We start from the raw sequence: 18,985 nt of genomic DNA on the forward strand, positions 1-18,985 counted from the left end.
TTACGCCGTGGCGAATTTTTTCATCTCGCGTCCGATTTTTGCTGTCGTATTGGCGATCATTGCGATGCTCGCCGGTATAATCAGCCTACTGAACCTACCGGTCGAGCAATATCCTGACATCGCACCTCCAGCGGTAACGATCACCGCCACCTACCCCGGCGCATCAGCAAAAGCGGTGGAGGATGCTGTCACGCAGGTTATCGAACAACAAATGAAAGGTATCGATAACCTCCGCTATATATCCGCAAGTTCAAGCTCTGATGGTGCCATGTCGATGACATTGACCTTTGAGTCTGGAACTGACCCTGATATTGCGCAGGTACAAGTTCAGAACAAACTCGCTCTTGCAACTCCGCTTTTACCAGCAGAAGTGCAGCGTCAAGGCGTCATCGTGGACAAGGCACAAACCGGCTTCCTGATGATCGTCGCTCTTTCGAGTGAAGATGGCTCATATTCGCAAACCGATTTGGCGGACTACATCGCGTCGAATATGCAAGATCCATTAAGCCGCGTACCCGGTGTCGGTGCGATCCAGCTCTTTGCGTCACAATACGCAATGCGAATTTGGCTGGACCCGTTTCAACTGGCGAATTATGGCCTATCCCCGAATGATGTCGTTGCAGCCGTTCGTGCACAGAACACCCAGGTAACCGGCGGCGAAATTGGCGGCGGACCAATCGTTGAAGGCCAACAGTTAAACGCGACAATCACCATTCAATCATTGATGCAGACTCCAGAGGAGTTTCGCGCGATCGCGCTTCGCACTCTCGAAGATGGCTCACAGGTGACTGTTGGGGATGTTGCAACCGTAGAACTCGGCAGCGCAAATTATACCCGCTTTGGTGAATTTATGGAGAGACCAGCCGCGGGTATGGCAGTCCAGCTAGCCACTGGTGCAAATGCATTGGAAACGGCCGAAGCGGTCAAAGAGCGTGTTGCGGAACTTGCTGAATTCCTTCCGCCAAAAATGACCGTTGTAAGCCCTTATGACACCACTCCTTTCATTAAGGAATCGATCAAAGAGGTTGTAAAAACCCTGATCGAGGCGGCGATATTCGTTTCGATCATTATGTTCTTGTTCCTACAGAACATGCGGGCGACAGCAATCGTCATGATCACTGTTCCCGTCGTGCTTTTAGGCACGATGGCAATTCTTCTTGCCCTTGGATTCTCGATTAACACTCTTTCAATGCTCGCGATGGTTCTTGCAATCGGACTTCTAGTCGATGACGCGATCGTCGTAATCGAAAATGTCGACCGCATCATGGAAGAAGAGAAACTCCCGGCGAAGGAAGCAACCCAAAAAGCCATGGGAGAAATCTCGGGCGCATTGGTCGGTATCGGTGCGGTTCTTTCCGCGGTGTTCATACCTATGGCATTTTTCGGCGGAACTGCCGGGGTCATCTATCGCGAGTTTTCGGTCACGATTGTATCGGCAATGGTGCTTTCGGTCATTACCGCCATCATCCTGACCCCTGCCCTTTGCGCCGTCCTGTTAAAACCAGTCGACAAAGAACTTCATGCACAACCCGGCACACTAAAATATGCGCTTTCATTCCCACTCCGCTTGTTCAATCGCGTATTTAATGCGGGTGCAGAGAAACATCTGAGCGGCACGAAAACTTTCATACGCCGTGCGCCACGTTTCTTGTTCATTTTCATCGCGCTTACGGCAGTTACCGGCTTTTCCTTTACGCGGCTTCAAGGCGCATTTTTACCGAATGAAGATCAAGGCATCATGATGGTGATGACACAGCTTCCGGCCGGTGCCACATTTGAGCGGACAATGGCCGTTAATGATCAGGTCGAGGACTATCTTCGTGAAGGTGAAAAAGAAACCGTCGAGACTTATTTTACACTCGCGGGAATGAGCTTTTCCAGTGTCGGTCAGAATGTCGGCCTCGCCTTTATCAATTTGAAAGATTGGGAGGAACGTAAAGGCGCGGACGAGCATGTTCAGGCTGTTATTCAACGCGCCATGGGAGCATTTCAGGGTATTCGCGACGGCCAAGTATTTGCCTTTTCGCCGCCTGCTGTTCCCGGTCTTGGCCAAGCGGAAGGTTTTGACTTTTACCTGCAAGATCGCGGCGGAAAAGGTCATGCAGCGCTCATCGAGGCACGTAATCAACTGCTCGGCATGGCCGCGCAAAACCCCACCCTTGTTGGGGTACGCCCAAACGGTTTGAATGATGTTCCGCAATTGAAGATTGATGTCGATCAGCAAAAAGCTCAAGCAATGGGCCTGTCGATTGATACAATCAATTCATCAATCGCAACCGCTATGGGAAGTCTGTATGTCAATGATTTCCTTGATCGTGGGCGGATCAAACGGGTCTACATTGCGGCGGATTCAAAATTCCGCAAAACGCCTGAAGACCTGAATTTGTGGCGTATTCCAAACGCATCCGGCGAATTGGTCCCGTTTTCGGCATTCGCAGATGTGTCTTGGACAAAGGGGTCGCCCAAGTTAGAGCGCTATAATGGTGTTTCCGCGGTGCAAATTCTTGGTGCCGCAGCAGCGGGCATCAGTTCCGGCCAAGCGATGAATGAGATTGAAAAAATCGCCGCCGCGCTCCCGGATGGGTTTGGCATTGAGTGGACTGGTGTTTCCGCAGAGGAACGCGAATCCGGTGCCAAGACACCGATGCTTTATGCGCTCTCTATTTTGGTCGTATTTCTTTGCCTTGCAGCACTCTATGAAAGTTGGAGCATTCCGATCTCGGTTCTCATGGTCGTGCCATTAGGCGTCATGGGCGCGACCTTTACCGCCCTGTTCTCAGGTCTTGCCAACGATATCTTTTTCCAAGTTGGCCTACTGACCACCATTGGATTGTCCGCGAAGAATGCAATCTTGATTGTGGAATTCGCAAACATTCTTGAAGAGCGCGGAAGAACCGCAGTTGAAGCAGCGATTGAGGCCGCGCGTACGCGCCTTCGCCCGATCTTGATGACCTCATTTGCATTCGGCTTGGGCGTAACGCCACTGGCCCTCAGTTCAGGCGCAGGTGCCGCGGGCCGTAATGCAATCGGCACCTCAGTTCTGGGCGGTATGATTGCGGCTTCATTGCTAGGATTGTTCTTCACCCCACTATTTTACGTATTGGTCCGCCGGTTTTTCGGTGGTGCCAAGACGCAAACCGCAAATACCACTGAACCTCAGGAAATATAATCATGAGCCACTCGATCAAAATTGGCTTTGGCCTGTTCAGCCTGCTCTTCGCTAGTGGATGTGCAACGATGGCCCCGGATTATAACCGCCCGGAAAGTGTCGTGAACGATGTCATTTCCTATTCCGAGGGTGGTGACATGATCAATCAACTTTATGACTGGAAGGCAGTGTTCCCCGACCCGACGTTGCAGCGATTAATCAACGTTGCCCTGAAGAATAATCGCGATGTTCGAATTGCGACGCTCAATGTCGAGCGCGCGCGCGCAGCCTATCAAATTCAGCGTTCGGATAGCCTGCCATCGATATCTGCAAATGGCACCTACACCCGCCAACATTTCGGCGAGAATGCTTCCGCAAATGGCACGGCGTTCTCATCAGGTAGTGAAATCGATATTGAACAATTCTCCGCAAACGCCGGGGTCAGTGCATATGAGCTCGATTTATTTGGCCGGGTTCGCAGTTTGAACCGACAGGCGCTAAACAATTATCTTGCCACCGATGAAGAACGCAAAACGGCCGAAATCCTCCTCGTCTCAGAGGTCGCAAACGCCTATTTGCGTTTAATTTCCGACCGGGAGCTTTTGCAAATTGCGAAAGACACCGCAGATAGTCAGGAAGCCTCACTAAACCTCACAGAACTCCGTGTTGAAAACGGCATCGGAACAGATCTCGACGTACAGCGGGCGATCACGTCCATTGAACGCGCAAAAGCAGACGTGGCAATTCTGGAAGCGCAGACCGCACGCGACGTAAATGCGTTGCAATTGTTGCTAGGCGTGTCAGAGCTACCATCGCTTAATGCTGACCGACGTCTTGAAGATATTGCGATCGCCCGGTCATTGCCTGATGGGGTCCCGTCAGGTGTGTTGCTGTCGCGTCCCGATGTCATTGCTGCGGAAAATCGTTTGATAGCGGCTAACGCAAATATCGGCGCTGCGCGCGCTGCTTTTTTCCCACGCATCCTCTTAACTGCGAGTGCCGGTTCATCGACGGCGGAGCTGTCTGACCTGTTCGCGAGTGGGACTGGCGTCTGGAATTTTTCACCGTCGATTTCGCTACCCATATTCACCGGCGGCCGAAATCGCGCTCAATTGAAAAGTGCCAAGATAGATCGCGACATCGCCCTTTCCGAATATGAAAAGGCGATTCAGACAGCCTTCCGTGAGGTCGCCGATGCCTTGGCGACGCGTAACACGATCGATGCGCGCCTCTCCGCGACGAAAAAACTGGCACAGGCATCAGCGAACACGTTTTTCTTGTCGAATAATCGATTCGAAAACGGTGTTGACGATTATCTTGCCGTACTGGATGCGCAGCGCGCGGACTATGCAGCACGACAAGAACTCGTGGCGGCTCAGTTAGCGGAGGCAGTGAATGTAATTGAAATTTTCCGTGCGCTCGGTGGGCCAGTCAAACTATCGTCAGATCTGTCCTCGTAAAGCTGGCGAGCGGGCTTGCCGATCGAGCCGGTCCGCCGCACCGAACAATGCGGCATGATCACGAATAATCAGACGGATCGGAATTGGTTCCATATAGCTCCGCATGGTGCCTTTTCCGCAAAAACGATCCGTAAATTTGCTCGCTAGCAGGAGTTTGGTGATATTGGGTAAGATCCCGCCCGCAAGGATAACCCCGCCCCGCGCGCCGGTAGACAACACTGCATCTCCAACAACTTGCCCCAATATCTCAAAAAAGAGATTCAAACTATCCATCGCCGCTTGGTCATGCCCCTCTTCTGCCGCTAGCGTAATCGCTTCCCCGCTATGAAGGGGCGATGATGACAATGATCGGTAAATTTCTACGAGGCCATTCCCGGACAAAAGGCGTTCAACCATTATATCAGGATTTGACACCTCCAAAGCCGCAACGAGTTTCTTCTGACGTTCGCCCACGGGGGCAAAGCGGACGTGGCCGCCTTCCGTCGCGATCACTTCAGACCCTAAAATAATGGCCTGACCAAGTCCCGTGCCGGGGCCGATGATTAATGTCGGCTTTCCCTTTTCTACTATGCCGGCTTTGATCTCCAGAAAATCCTGATCAGTCAAAAATTTTATCCCCTCCGCCAGAGCGACAAAGTCATTAACCAGTTCAAACCTTTCTAGCTTGAGCGTCTTCCGAACATTTTCCGCATTGAGGTGCCATTTCGAATTTGTAAAAGTGACCTCGCCGTCAATTATCGGCCCCGCAACAGCAAAACAGGCACAACCGGGGCTGAAGCTGGATAGCTGTAGATATTCTTTTGCCACATCGATAGCGGAATTATGTTTTGCAACCTCATAGCGACGGATTTCGGATAGTGAATACGTATCATCGACACGTTGAGCGATTGCAAAACGTGCGTTTGTTCCCCCAATATCGGCAACCAATATCTGATCAGTTGACGGCACAATCGAAATCTCCGCGTTGATTTGCGTTCTCCCATCCTAACCGGGCACGTGCATCAAGGCCATACAGTTATAACCTTCGTATATTTCTTGCTTTTAATGACTGTTTTTGCGGGTTTTTCTCGGTTCCCTCCTTGCACTGAGCGGTATTCGTCACTTAATAAAATTGTAAGCGGAGGAGAGATTTTTGATTGACGCAATCAATCTAGCAATTCTAATCGGTGCAGGTCTGGTAATCCTCAGTACATTAACCAGCCTGGTCTCTCAACGCATTGGCGCGCCGCTTCTTCTTGTTTTCTTGGGTATCGGCCTACTCGCCGGTCAGGATGGCCTTTTAGGGATTCAGTTTAATAGTGGCGGAACGGCCTATTTCATTGGTTCTTTAGCGCTTGCGATCATTCTCTTTGATAGCGGTTTCGAAACCCCTTTGCGCAGCTATCGTCTTGCGGCCGCGCCTGCGTTGACGCTGGCAACGCTCGGCGTTGTTTTGACCGCTGGCCTGATCGGCGTTGCCGCACATTTTCTCTTCGGCGTAAGCTGGGTCGAAGGGTTTCTCCTCGGTTCAATCGTCGCGTCCACTGACGCTGCTGCGGTGTTTTTCCTTTTGCGTGTGGGCGGTTTAAAGCTCCGCGATAAAGTTAAGGCGACGCTCGAAGTGGAGTCCGGCGCGAACGACCCGATGGCGATTTTTCTGACGGCCATGTTCGTGGAACTAGCTGCCGCGCAAAACAATCCTGATTTTGGGTTCAATCTCGGGTTTATTTGGGCTTTTATCGAGCAGATCGGATTAGGCCTCGTAATCGGCGTAATCGGTGGGGCCGCAGTGGCCGCCCTGTTGAACCGGCTTCGCAGTTTGGATGCGGGCCTTTTCCCGATTGCGGGCCTTTCCACTGCGCTGGTGGTGTTTGCAGCCAGTGGCCTTCTTGGTGGAAGTGGCTTTCTGTCGGCTTATGTTGCGGGGGTAGTCGCTGGCAACCGCCGTGTCATCTTTCCGCAGCGCATTCGGCGCTTTCAGGTCGGCATGACATGGCTGGCGCAAATCGGCATGTTCCTGACGCTTGGCCTATTGGCGACGCCCTCTGAATTCGGCGCGATTATTCTACCCGCGATTGCCCTTGCGATTGTACTTATCTTTTTCGCACGGCCAATCGCGGTCTGGCTATGCTTGCTTCCCTTCAAATTCAAATGGCGCGAAAAGCTATTTGTCGGTTGGGTCGGGTTACGCGGCGCTGTGTCGATTATGCTCGCAATATTGCCGGGGCTTGGCGGCGTCCAAAATGGCGAAACATTTTTCAATATCGTTTTTGTAATGGTCCTTGCCTCACTTTTGATCCAAGGGTGGACCATCAGTTTCGCCGCACATCTTCTGAATATGCTACGGCCACACGGGCCGGGATTGCTGGACCGAATTGAGCTGGAACTGCCAGGTGACGCCGAGCTTGAACTTGTCAGCTATCGAATTCATCCGGAGAGTTCGGTGGCAATTGGTGAGCGGGTTCCCCGCTGGGCACGCCCGGTTTTGATTATGCGCGGAAGTCGCACATATTCCATCCATAATATTGGTCATCTGAAGGCGGATGATCGCGTATATCTATTCGCCTCACCGCGCCAACTCGACATTCTCGACAAGATTTATGCGAGCCCGGCAGACCCGGAAAACCCATCCCTTTACGGAGATTTCGTTTTTGATGGCGACATAAAGGTGTCCGACATCGCGCAGCAATATGGCATCCAGACTGTTGATTTAGAGAGCGACGAGACAGTTGGCCAATATCTGGAGCGAGAATTCAGCGGTGAACCGGTTGTTGGTGATAGGTTATCGGTCGGAAATGTTGATCTGGTCGTGACCGCAGTCCTTGATGACATGCGGGTAGAGAAAGTCGGTTTGATCGTCGATCCAGAGAGTATTGAGCGACCCAGCATGGCGAGACGGTTCACCAATCGAGTTCGTCAATCCATTCGCAAATTCCGGAGCCGCAAAGCGACCGACCCTGCAATTCAGACTACGGAAATCGAAAAACCGTCTCAGGCCAGCTAGATGGCAATTCGTTGCAATCAGAAAAACTGGCCTGATAGAGCAATATAGTCGAAAAAAATTGTTTTGAGACAATCGTTCAGAATTTGCGAAATAGCATTAGGAACGGCGCTGTGTTCGGCGGCATCATCGCCGGGCGGCCGTCTCAATAACCTGCCGCCTGATGCGTTTTATTCAGTCGCCAGTGCGGCCAGGTTATTTTTCGTCTTTGATGTACTGTACTCAATTAAAGGCCCCCCATCTGAACAACGCCGTCTTACACGTCATGGCTGGCGAATGGGTTTTTCATTTTTCCTTGCAACGGGAAGCTTTTTCTTCGGTAACAACCACGTATTGCCGGAAGCATTAAGAACACCTCTCTTTTTGTCAGCGCCCGTATTATTGGTGATTCTTTGGACATTCTATTTTTCGGTAAAAGCCAGGTTTTTATCCATTGGCAGGAAAGTATAATTAACTTGCGGCAATTCGTAATGTCCGGTTTCGCCCGTATCTTGGGCCTCATGATATCCCTTAAACCCGACAAATAGATCGTCGATTTTGGATAACGGCAAGGTCATTAAAACATTCGGTGAGTTGAACAAAGATCAATCTAACGCGAAACCGGTCAAAAACGACCCGGCGCGCTGAATCCCTTCATACCCTTGCGGAATTCTTCCAGAAAACGAGACACAACCGTGCACGGTGTTGCGCGCCCGGAATACTTCAACCGCGACGCCACTTTTTTTTAAAAGCGCAGCATATTTCTCCCCTTCGTCCTTGAGCGGATCAAGGTCTGGCAGCAGGATAAAAGTCGGCGGTGTCTGATCGAGTTTCGGACTCAATATCGGAGAAATCCTAGGATCTTCAGGATCGTTTGCATCGCCGCAATACCATGAGGCGGCACCCAATATCCCGTCTTCGGATAAAAAATATTTTCCCGATCCGAACCGGCGGCGCGACCGATAGCGGGCGGACGGGCGCAAATCGAGCACCGGATAAAACAGAGCCTGGCCTCTAATCGCTTTGGCGAAACGTTTGTCGGAACTGATTGCTGCAGCAAGAGTTCCCCCGGCGCTGTCGCCGGCGAGAAACAAAGGCGCTTCGAATTGAGTCTGCGCCCAGTCCGTTACTGTCACAAGCAACTCATACGCCGCGGGAAACGGATGCTCAGGCGCTTGCGGAAAGTCGGGGACGATAACGCGCATTCCCGTTTCAGCAGCGATAGCGCGGCACAATGGTGCGTAACATAACGCAGAGCCAAGCGACCAGCCGCCGCCGTGAATGAATAGGATCGAACCAACTGCAGAATTTTGCACCGGTTCGACAATGAGCGCATTCGTTCGATGGTCTTCTGAAGCGATTTCAATCCAGTCTTCGCGCGTTGGCACCGCCGCGCCGGCGGTCCAGGCGCTGAAGACCCGGTCATAGGTGGCGCGCACGACATCGATGTCCTCGCTGCCGCGCGTCAATGCCGGTTCTGCCGCTAAATCTTTAAGGACTGCGCGCGTGGCTTTATCTGCCCCCATTGGCCGCCCCTAATATCGAACCGAAGCGGTAATGCTCCAAGTGCGCGGCGCACCGTAGTAACCAAGTTCGTAACCAAGGCTATCCGACAGATCGAAACCTTGCTGTCGATACCGCTCGTCGGAAAGATTTTTGCCGACGGCGCGGATTGCATAACGTCCGTCGGCAAATTCAAACCCTGCGGACGCATCGTATAAAGCGTAACTTTCCTGAAACAGAACAGGGCTGGAACTGACTGTTGGAAAGACGTCTCCGCGATAGGCAAAAGCGCCTGCCACAACAAACTCGGCATTTTGCGTAATTGGCGTGCGGAATTCGGTGCCGATACGCGCCGTCCATTTTGGAGAGTTCGCCGGGGTGAGCACATCGGACACGTCCAGCCCGCCCGCGCCAATAAATTCCTGATATTCTGCATCAAGATAACCGACCGCCGCATCAAGTCGTAGCCCGTCCACAGGGCGCGCTACAGCCTCAAGTTCAAATCCGTAAATCCGCGCAGAAGCGGCGTTTGTGAAAATCGCGGCGAAGTTCCCCGGGTTATTCGGATCGGCAGTGAAACTCGACACCTGAAGATCGCTATAATCATTGTAGAAAAAGGCCGCGCCGCCGCTGAGGCGATTATCATAAAAACTGCCCTTCAAGCCGGCCTCATAAGCCCACAATGTTTCGGCATCAAATGGCACCGCTTCAAGGTCGGAATTTGACCGCCCGTCGAAGCCGCCGCTTTTGAACCCGCGGCTCACGGAGGCGTAACCGGTGACACTATCGGTAAAATCATAGCTTAAGGTCGCGCGCGGCGAGACATTAAAAAAGTCTTCCGATACGTCGACGTCAGTGACGCGCAGGCCCTGCCCTAGGGGTGGCACAAGCGGCGTCGCCGCGCCGAAAAATTCCTGAATGCGCGCAAAATCTTTTTCTTCGTAGGTAAGCCGCAAACCGGCGCTTATCGAGAAACGGTCGGTTACGTCATAGCTCGCATCCGTATAGGCGGCGTAGCTGCGTGTGGTCTGATCGTTGAGCGAATTGGAAATGAACGCGATATCCGGACCGAAAATACCGGATTCCGTAATGTCATGTTCACGGAAAAAATAAAGGCCGCTGACGACCGCCAGATCGCCGCTCTCGACGGAGAGCTGCAGTTCCTGACTAAACTGGTCCTGATCCTCGAAAACAAAGACGCCGAATAGCGGGGCCGCCGTCGCATCAAGGTCAAGATGCGTATCATAGGACATTTCACGATAGGCGCTGATTGAAGTGAGCGTTGCTGTGTCCGATAATTCCCAAACGGCACGTCCGGACAGACCCCAAACTTTGAGGTCGTTCAGATCGTTAAAGTCCGCATCGATAACGAATGGGTCATCATTCGGCGGAAAGGCACCGAATACGGCAGTTTCACGCGCGGGCGTGCGCGACGTATCCGGCTTATCAACGGACCCGTCTGTCGACAGTTCGAAACTGAACCGGTCGGTTGGTTTCGCCAGCAATGAGGCGCGCCAGGCAATGGTGTCCTTATCGCCGTCATCTTCGCCTGTAACGGTGTTTTGCGAATAACCGTCCCTGCGGAGATAAGCGACCGCCGCTTTGCCAAGCAATTTATCGCCTGCGATGGGACCGCTCAAACCCGCTTTAACATCGACCCGGTCATAGTTGCCGTATGTAACTGAAGCGTAAGCCTCGGGCGTCTCTGACGGCTGTCTGGATACGAACTTGATTGCGCCGCCGATCGTATTCCGCCCATAAAGCGTACCTTGCGGACCTCGCAGGACTTCGATGCGCTCAACATCGAAAACGTCGAGGAACGCGCCCTGCGCGCGGCCGAGATAAACATCGTCAAGATAAATTCCGACGCCGGGATCTGCGAAAGCGAGGCTGTCGAGTTGCCCGACGCCGCGAATATAGGCGACTGTATTTTGCGCATCGCCTTCATGCAGGACCAAGTTTGGAGCGGCGGACTGGATATCACCGATTTCAACGGCGTCAAACTGAGTTAACTGATCGGACGATACTGCTGTGACAGATCCCGGCACATCCTGCAGCCGTTCTTCGCGACGGCGCGCGGTCACTACGATGACATCGTCCGCATGTGCGCTTTGCGCGGACGCCGCTCCTTCTTCCTCTTGTGCGTATGCTTCCCATGAAAAAATTGAAATGGCGGATACGCCGGCCAGCAATGCGGCGACATGCATTTTGCGTCTTAGGGTCAAAATCCCCTCCCATCGTTCAGCGCATTGTTTATTTTTTGCGCTTTCACCAGGACTTTGCGACACAAGAAGCAATGGTTTAAGGGAATAGATGTCCGAAATAATAACCGCAAAATCTGCGCCTATCTCTATCCCTGATTGTTGGGCAGAATTTTTTCGCGGGTGCGGATCAGTGTGCGCTGCAAATGGCCGATGATCAGCGTTTCGAGTTCCGGCGTCGGACGCACGATCGCCGCGCGGCCGTCATCGGCACCCTTTTCCTTTACGAGATAACCGTCGTCAACGGCGCGCTTAATCCTCTCTTCGCGGGTGCGATTCGATCCGGATTTCATGCTGTGCGCAAGTTGGCTTACCGTAAGCGGATGGCCGGCCCAGTCTGCGCGCAGGCACCCCACAAGCATATACCAAAATTCTTGCGTGAAATAACTCGGGCGCCCCCCGAAGGATTCGTCCCAATCACGGGCGTAAAATTCAAGCGCATCCATCCACGCCACGAGATCGGCTTGCGCATTTTTGCCGATGGAATTCAAATTGCTTTTCTTAGGTTGTGTCACATCGGTAGAATAGGTCTGTTATGTACGAGGTGGCAACTCGACGAAGGTCGATAAGTCATCGGTGGTGAGTTCGAACGACTTGGCCTGCCCCCGCGCGCGTTCTTCCCCCAGCATCAACAAACACTCCGTGTCATGATGGCCGTTGTGCGATAATTATGTGCATCGCTCACATCTTCAGTTAGTTGGTGGGAATTCAAGGACTGAATGGTGGGCGGTGCAGTCTGCCGCTAATGCTGCTTTGCGTCCTGGTTTTCAAAAACAGGGTATTTACAGGGAATTTGATCGAATCTGGTTCGGTTTTGCGGATTTCCACGTCCAAAAAGCACGAAAAATCGGGCAGTTTTGCACAAATTCCCTGCTCTTTGATAACAGGGAATAGAATCCAAGGGTCAGGGAAGCCACTCGCCAATAACAGCGAATTCCTACTCAAGAACACGGAACGCGATGTTGCCGAAGTCGCGAGTGAGAACGGCTCTTTCTCCTCATCGGCTTGGGAAAAGAAACCCGTGTTTCGGGCGATTTTTGTTGTGATGGGCCTTGATCAAATTCGCGAAAAATAGGAACGTAAGGGGAACAGGGAGACAAAAGAGGAATATTTGAAAAAAATGAAAGGCATCATATCCGATGTTAGAACACCTCAATCCCGACTCGTTAAAGCCCAATCCGCGTAACGCACGCACCCATTCCACAAAACAGATCAAACAAATCGCCGAAAGCATCCGTGCCTTTGGCTTCATCGCCCCTGTTTTGATCGACGAACACTGCATGATCCTTGCTGGTCACGGCCGGGTCGAAGCGGCAAAACGCATTGGACTTTCCACCATTCCCTGCCGACGAGTCAGCTCTCTCACCGCAAAACAAAAACGCGCTTACGTGCTTGCCGATAACAAACTCGCCCTTAACGCCGGATGGGACGAGCAACTCCTCGCCGAAGAACTTGACGAATTGGTCAGCCTGGATCTCGGTTTTGAGATCGAAGCAACCGGCTTTTCGATCCCAGAGATCGATCAGTTGGTGGAGGGCTTAACGCCCGAGGAACCAAATGATCCTGCTGATGACCTTCCCGCGCCTGATGGCCCGGCGCGATGCAGCCTCGGGGATGTCTGGCAACTTGGGCGGCACCGCCTCATCTGCGGCGATGCTCTTGATCCCGATGTCGTATCTCTACTGATGAATGGCCATTTGGCGCAAATGGTCTTCACGGACCCGCCATACAATGTGCCCATCGATGGTCATGTCTCCGGTCTTGGTAAGACCCAGCACCGTGAGTTCGCAATGGCATCCGGTGAGATGTCCGCGCCACAGTTCACGCAGTTTTTGCAAACGGCCTTTCGCAATCTCGCCGAGGTCAGCGTTGATGGCGCTATTCATTTTATCTGCATGGATTGGCGGCACCTGTCCGAGCTCATGGCGGCGGGTAGCGAAGTCTATAGTGAGCTCAAAAACCTCATTGTTTGGGCGAAAGACAATGGCGGCATGGGAACATTCTATCGGTCGCGTCACGAACTGATCTTTGCCTATAAAGTTGGGGATGCGCCGCACATCAACACCTTCGAACTCGGCCAACATGGTCGCTATCGCACCAATGTTTGGAACTATCGCGGCGTCAACACCATGAAAGCCGAGCGGATGGAAGAGTTAGCGCTACACCCCACTGTCAAACCGGTACAGATGATTGCGGATGCCATCAAAGACGTCTCCGGGCGCGGCGACATAGTCCTCGACCTCTTTGGGGGCTCAGGCTCAACCTTGATCGCTGCAGAAAAAACCGGGCGACGCGGATATTTGTGTGAACTCGACCCTATTTATTGCGACCGGATCATTCGTCGGTGGGAAGCCTTCACAAAAGATGAGGCAGAACAAATTATCTGCGGCGTTGCGGCCAATCCAAAGAAGGTGGCCGCATGACCCGGAAAACGATTCAAAAACACAAGCAACGCGCCAAACTCTCGCGATCAGAAACAGGTTACGAGGTTGGGTATGGCAAGCCGCCGAAATCTTCTCGTTTCAAGAAGGGTAAGTCGGGGAATCCAAAAGGCCGTCCGAAAGGGTCTAAGAACCGCCGTCCCTACCTCAATGAAGAGCGGCTCAAGGACATCATTATTGAAGAAGCCTATCGCACCATAGACGTCGTCGAGGGCGGCAAAACCGTGTCCTATCCGATGGCACAAGCCGTGATACGAGCGCTCGCCGTCAATGCCGCCAAAGGGCAACTTAGGGCACAAGAGTTATTTACGAGCCTTCTCGCTTCGACAGAAGACGCAAACAATCAGCTCTATGCTGAATATTTTGACACAGTGATGTCGTACAAGCTGAACTGGGAGCGCGAGCTTGAAGACCGCAAATTGACCGGTCGGATAGGCCCTGAGCCCATCCCTCACCCCGACCACATCGTGGTCGATATGAAGACAGGTTTGGTTGAAGTCAAAGGGCCAATGACGAATGCAGAAAAGCGAATATACGACAAACTGCGGGAACAAAAGGCGTGGGCATTGGAAGAAATCGAGGAACTCACCAAAGATCTAGAAACAGAAACCGACCCTGCCATACGGAAATTAATGGAAGATGATATCCGGCGCGATACAGAGTTAGTCGAGAGAATCAGTCGGGTGATTACGGATTGAGGATGTCGGTCAGTTGCAGGGAACGCAGCACGAGCCGCCATTAATCGAAAGAAAACGACGCTTGCAGCGGTATTGTGAAATATTTTATTCAACGTCACGTTTGTCGCGAAACACCGGTTGCGACCAAGCACGTTTGTCATTTGATCCAATAATTGACGCACGCACATAAATTTCCGATCCCGTAAAGCGATAGCTTGGCGTCAATCCCGCAACGGCTGCAAGCACCTCCCCGTCTTGTCCGATAAAACGCGTTAAATAGCGTGGACCATTTTCTGGTGAATCAATTTCCAAAGTCATCTCTTTGTCGCTCACTCTGTCCAGCCCCGCTCATATAGGCCACTTTTTCATATAGTTTCCGGGACGGACGGACGCATGCCGAGCGCTTGATGCGGACGGACATGATTGTATTGGCGTAGCCAATTTCCGATGACAGTTTTTGCTTGGTCAATAGTCGCAAACCATTCTGCATTCAGCACTTCCCGCCGCAACGTTCCATTGAAACGTTCGTTGTATCCGTTCTCCCATGGACTGCCGGGACATATCTGGATCGGCTTGACGCCGACTTTCCTTAGCCAGGCTTGCAGCGCCTCAGCGGTGAACTCTCTTCCGTTGTCTGACCGAATGAATGCGGGCTTTCCGCGTTTTAAGATCAACGGATAAAGCGCTTCGAGCACGTCCGCCGAACCCATCTTTGGCTTGACGGTGACGCAGAGCGCTTCGCGCGTATACTCATCAATAACAGTCAGCATCTTGTAGGTTCGCCCATTGGCGAGGTTGTCGAACACAAAATCAACGCTCCAGATGTGGTTCTCATATTGCGGGCGCAGGCGGATCACCGACGTATCTTTGTGATAGAGGCGCTTGCGACGTTTGTGCCGTATCGGAAGCTGCAGGCCTTCCTCTCGCCATAAGCGTTCAACTTTCTTGTGATTGACGTTCCATCCCTCAATACGAAGAAGCTTGGCGATCTTGCGATAGCCATAACAACCATATTGTTTGGCGAGCCGGATCAACGCCAGCCGCAGGGCATCATCATCTCGCCAGGGCTTTGGCTTATATTGCTGTGATGAGCGTGCCATGCCGACCGTTCTGCAGGTTCGCCGCTCGGACGTATCCAATTTTTGGCGGACCCGAATGACGGCCTGACGGAGATCGGCGGCGGTCAGGCCTTGGGCTTTAGATAATCAAGCGTTTCTTTCAGGATCAACTTATCGAGTTCGAGGTCAGCGACGATCTTCTTGAGGCGACTGTTCTCCTTCTCAAGGTCTTTCATCTCACGGAGCTGGGACTTTCCCATGCCGCCATACTTCTTGCGCCACGTGTAATACGTCGCATCGCTGATCCCCACTTTGCGGCAGGCGCTCGCTACATCGCTGCCGCTCGAGAGTTCAACCTCAATTTGACGCAGCAGATTCAATACATCTTCATCTGAAAACCGTTTCCGAGCCATCAATCCATTCCCCAACAGACTTAGTGATCAACATATCACATGGCCCAACTTTAAGGGGGAAGGACAAAATGCCAATACACGTCCTTTACCCTGACGAAATGGCTAAAAGGCACCTCCGGTGCAAAAAGCGTTCACCAATAGTCTGTAAAGGTTCAAATCGTTTTCGACCCATTCTATTTCTAAACACACGACTCAAGGGAGGTTTTCTCTTTCACGCTGGTACACTTAATCCAACTCAAATCACGTCTGGGCTGTCCCCTCGAAGTAGCACAACTCATTTGTTAGCGCCGACAACTGTTGTGGAAGCAGGCCAACTTTCGATAAATTTTAAGTTGTGCTGGAAAATTCCGACTTTCGAAAGCCTGTCGTGCCACTAGTCCAGTAGTCCGTAATACCACGGCATGAACAAACTGAAAGTAATCCAAAGCAGTACAACCAATGGCCACCCGGCGCGCATGAAATCTTTGAAACGGTAATAACCCGGGCCCATCACAAGCAAATTCGTCTGGTAGCCGACCGGCGTCACGAATGAACAGCTGGCACCGAACATCACAGCCAGCGCGAAAGGCGTGGGATCAGTGTCCAGTCCGTTCGCTAGACCCAACGCTATCGGGGTAAAAAGGATAGCCGTGGCGTTGTTGGACAGGACATTTGTCAACAGAGCGACAAGCAGAAACAACGCGGACAGGACCGCCGCCTTTCCCGCCGGACCGGCCAGTCCGATCACGCCGTCAGCAAGATACGAAGCCGCGCCAGTCTCCAGCATGGCGGCACCAAGCGCCAAAGATGCGCCCACCATTAAAAATATCTGCCGATCAAGAGCCGCTGTCGCTTGGTTCAGGGTTAAAACGCCGGTGATCAACATCATTACAACGCCGCCGACTGCGGCCGCAGCAATAGGCAGAATACCGGTAGAGGCGAGGAAAATAACGCCGGCAAAGATGCCCCCGGCCATCTTAGCATTGCGGGCCGCCGGGAGTTGCTGGGTGGTGCCGTCAAGCATCACTACGCTGCGATGATTGCGCATACGGTCGAGCGCCTCACGGTCGCCCTGCACCACAAGCACATCGCCTTCTTGCAGCTGAGCGCCGGTAAGATGGCGCTGAATCAGGCGGGATTGCCGCTCTATTCCTAGCACCAGACAGTCATACCGGGCGCGAAACCCGACCTCTTCGAGGGAAAGCCCGGCGATATTCGATCCCGGCGCAATCATTACCTCTGCAATCATCTGGCCCCGTGACAGCCATTTCTTGCGCTCCTCTTCGTCCGCCGGAAGATCCTGTTTTCCCGACACGCTGAACATAAGACGGGAAAATTTGGTTTGCGCTTCGGCTAACGCCTTATGCGTCGCCATGAAAACCAGAATGTCATTATCGCGTATGTTTAATTGCGCGAATGGAGGAATGTAAGCATGTTCGCCACGCTGAACGTGAATAAGGCGAGAACCGCGTATGCCCAGGATGTTGAAACGGGCAGTCTCGCCGACCAATTTAGACTCTCGCCCCACCGTAAGCTGTGCGATGAAGCGCCGGTTCTTGCCTGTCATGTATCGCTCAACGGGCGAGTGACGGCGGGGCAGCAAATGCGGCATTACAATAATGACATAGAGAAGGCCCACGCTCGCAAGCACCAGACCGGGAACAGTGAAATCGAAAAAACCTAGCGGTTCTTTACCGAGCTGACTGAGCGCGCCGGAAACAAGCAAATTTGTTGAAGATCCGATTAGCGTGGTCATGCCAGCGAGGATCGCGATGAATGAAAGCGGCATCATCACTCGGCTTGGCTCCAAAGAAAAGCGCCGCGCAATCGTCTCCATGATCGGAATGAAGATTACGACGACTGGCGTATTATTCACAAATGGACTCGCCACGAACACGGTCGCGAAACAAATCCCAATTGCAAGCTGTCGTCGGTTGCCAACGCGGTCGAGGAAAATGCCCAGAGCCCAATCCAATGCTCCCGAACGCCAAAGTCCGTTCCCGACCACTAATAATGCGAGAACTGCTATAAGAGCGGGATTTGCAAATCCTGCCAGCAATCTAGCAGTATTGAGCGAATTTTCTTCTTCAGACCTGCCAACAGGGACAAGTTCGAACAGTAGGAGCATAGCGGTCAGCAAGAGAAGCGAAGTCACCTCAATCTTAATTCGATCGGATGAGAACCCCACAATAGCCATTACGACCAGCGCAAAAGTCGCCCAGATATGAAAGGCACCTGTCATTGTTTCTGTCATGAGCACGCCATTCACCCTACCCTTCCAAGATGAGGGAGTTCATAAACTCCAGAATTGGCCGCAGTTACGCGCTTCCGCTCAATGTCATTAGTCCGTACAAAAATATTTCTCTTATATTGATTATGCCCATTGTATTGAGAGGCCTCTGCACCCATTTGATAGAGTGCACCAGCAAATCATTGCCGTGCAAAATGAAAGTTACATGACATGTTCAAAAAAAGCGATAATCAAAGCGATAAAGCCCCGAAACAAGAAAACAAAGACTATGTTTCCAAAACGACAGAGAAGGCTGAAAAATCTGCGACAGCTTCAGAAGAAACGGCTGCGCCTGCCAATGAAGACAAGAAATCTTAAAACGCATTGCGGAGGGGCTTTTCTCCTCTCCGCGACCATTTGAAATAGCGCCATGTATCATCATATGGATTTTTCCATTGCGCGCGCCAGTAGTCTTTTCGCGAGTCAATTTCCACCATCCCTTTTCTTTAACAGGCGATGCCGCGATACAGCCTTGCCGGGTCGTAAAGCATCGAAACCCGCGACCGGCATTATTGGACATTCCCGTTCTCTTGGGAGAAAAAGACGAAAGCCACTATCCGATTGCACACGCTGTCGGGGCCGCAAGACAGTCGGCATGAGGTCGAACTTGATCGAGAAATTTATTCTGTGCACTGAAAAGCGACCATTTAGCTGTAGCTGCATGATGTAGGCGATGTCGTACTGCCGATTCCCGCGCCTTCTATGCGGATAAGTGCTTAATCTGTGTGTTGTCAAAGGGCAACTCCACAGTTTTACGTTGAAGCCTAAAACCGTCTCGCGCCATATTCTTCAACAT

The 18,985-nt window shown here is 52.2% G+C and carries 13 protein-coding genes and 1 pseudogene; 7 read left to right on the forward strand and 7 right to left on the reverse strand.

Going from position 1 to position 18,985, the window contains the following annotated elements; genetic code table 11:
• Positions 1-7 precede the first annotated feature (7 nt).
• Positions 8-3,169: an efflux RND transporter permease subunit gene (locus ABFZ83_RS07655; RefSeq protein ID WP_411815959.1), complete on the forward strand. Its 3,162-nt coding sequence runs from the start codon at positions 8-10 to the stop codon at positions 3,167-3,169.
• Positions 3,170-3,171: 2 nt separating this feature from the next.
• Positions 3,172-4,608, forward strand: a complete 1,437-nt coding sequence (locus tag ABFZ83_RS07660) for an efflux transporter outer membrane subunit (RefSeq protein ID WP_411815960.1) — start codon at positions 3,172-3,174, stop codon at positions 4,606-4,608.
• On the opposite strand, the gene glk is transcribed toward ABFZ83_RS07660, so the two are convergent.
• Positions 4,591-5,556, reverse strand: a complete 966-nt coding sequence (gene glk / locus ABFZ83_RS07665; protein ID WP_411815961.1) for a glucokinase — start codon at positions 5,554-5,556, stop codon at positions 4,591-4,593. The two genes, ABFZ83_RS07660 and glk, sit on opposite strands and share 18 nt — an antisense overlap.
• 184 nt (positions 5,557-5,740) lie before the next feature.
• On the opposite strand from glk, the gene ABFZ83_RS07670 reads away from it, so the two are divergent.
• Together ABFZ83_RS07670 and ABFZ83_RS07675 are read left to right on the forward strand one after the other, a co-directional pair.
• Positions 5,741-7,591 carry a potassium/proton antiporter gene (locus ABFZ83_RS07670; protein WP_411815962.1) on the forward strand — a complete coding sequence of 617 codons (1,851 nt, stop codon included), beginning with the start codon at positions 5,741-5,743 and terminating at the stop codon, positions 7,589-7,591.
• 63 nt (positions 7,592-7,654) lie between these two features.
• Complete coding sequence (locus ABFZ83_RS07675; protein WP_411815963.1) at positions 7,655-8,038, forward strand: hypothetical protein; 384 nt, start codon at positions 7,655-7,657, stop codon at positions 8,036-8,038.
• Between the two features lie 134 nt (positions 8,039-8,172).
• On the opposite strand, the gene ABFZ83_RS07680 is transcribed toward ABFZ83_RS07675, so the two are convergent.
• From ABFZ83_RS07680 to ABFZ83_RS07690, 3 genes are all read right to left on the reverse strand, one after another.
• Positions 8,173-9,093: an alpha/beta hydrolase gene (locus tag ABFZ83_RS07680; RefSeq protein WP_411815964.1), complete on the reverse strand. Its 921-nt coding sequence runs from the start codon at positions 9,091-9,093 to the stop codon at positions 8,173-8,175.
• 9 nt (positions 9,094-9,102) lie between these two features.
• Positions 9,103-11,295 (reverse strand): TonB-dependent receptor, encoded by a 2,193-nt coding sequence (locus ABFZ83_RS07685; protein ID WP_411815965.1) that lies wholly within the window; start codon positions 11,293-11,295, stop codon positions 9,103-9,105.
• Between the two features lie 125 nt (positions 11,296-11,420).
• Positions 11,421-11,822 carry a hypothetical protein gene (locus tag ABFZ83_RS07690; protein ID WP_411815966.1) on the reverse strand — a complete coding sequence of 134 codons (402 nt, stop codon included), beginning with the start codon at positions 11,820-11,822 and terminating at the stop codon, positions 11,421-11,423.
• A 648-nt stretch (positions 11,823-12,470) separates the two neighbouring features.
• Between ABFZ83_RS07690 and ABFZ83_RS07695 the strand changes: the two genes are divergently transcribed.
• Both ABFZ83_RS07695 and ABFZ83_RS07700 read left to right on the forward strand, forming a co-directional pair.
• Positions 12,471-13,754: a site-specific DNA-methyltransferase gene (locus ABFZ83_RS07695; protein WP_411815967.1), complete on the forward strand. Its 1,284-nt coding sequence runs from the start codon at positions 12,471-12,473 to the stop codon at positions 13,752-13,754.
• Positions 13,751-14,470 (forward strand): DUF5681 domain-containing protein, encoded by a 720-nt coding sequence (locus tag ABFZ83_RS07700; RefSeq protein ID WP_411815968.1) that lies wholly within the window; start codon positions 13,751-13,753, stop codon positions 14,468-14,470. Before ABFZ83_RS07695 ends, ABFZ83_RS07700 begins: the two co-directional genes overlap by 4 nt.
• Before the next feature lie 84 nt (positions 14,471-14,554).
• On the opposite strand, the gene ABFZ83_RS07705 is transcribed toward ABFZ83_RS07700, so the two are convergent.
• The 3 genes and pseudogenes from ABFZ83_RS07705 to ABFZ83_RS07715 form a co-directional block, all read right to left on the reverse strand.
• Positions 14,555-14,782 carry a hypothetical protein gene (locus ABFZ83_RS07705; RefSeq protein ID WP_411815969.1) on the reverse strand — a complete coding sequence of 76 codons (228 nt, stop codon included), beginning with the start codon at positions 14,780-14,782 and terminating at the stop codon, positions 14,555-14,557.
• 32 nt (positions 14,783-14,814) lie between these two features.
• Positions 14,815-15,920 (reverse strand): annotated as a pseudogene (locus ABFZ83_RS07710) (IS3 family transposase).
• Between the two features lie 373 nt (positions 15,921-16,293).
• Positions 16,294-18,153 (reverse strand): SLC13 family permease, encoded by a 1,860-nt coding sequence (locus tag ABFZ83_RS07715; protein ID WP_411815970.1) that lies wholly within the window; start codon positions 18,151-18,153, stop codon positions 16,294-16,296.
• A gap of 207 nt (positions 18,154-18,360) precedes the next feature.
• Here ABFZ83_RS07715 and ABFZ83_RS07720 point away from each other — a divergent pair, with 207 nt between their 5' ends.
• Positions 18,361-18,507, forward strand: coding sequence for a hypothetical protein (locus tag ABFZ83_RS07720; RefSeq protein WP_411815971.1), 147 nt, complete (start codon positions 18,361-18,363; stop codon positions 18,505-18,507).
• Positions 18,508-18,985: the final 478 nt, after the last annotated feature.

Source organism: Hyphococcus formosus (assembly GCF_046736345.1).
Lineage (GTDB): Bacteria > Pseudomonadota > Alphaproteobacteria > Caulobacterales > Parvularculaceae > Hyphococcus > Hyphococcus formosus.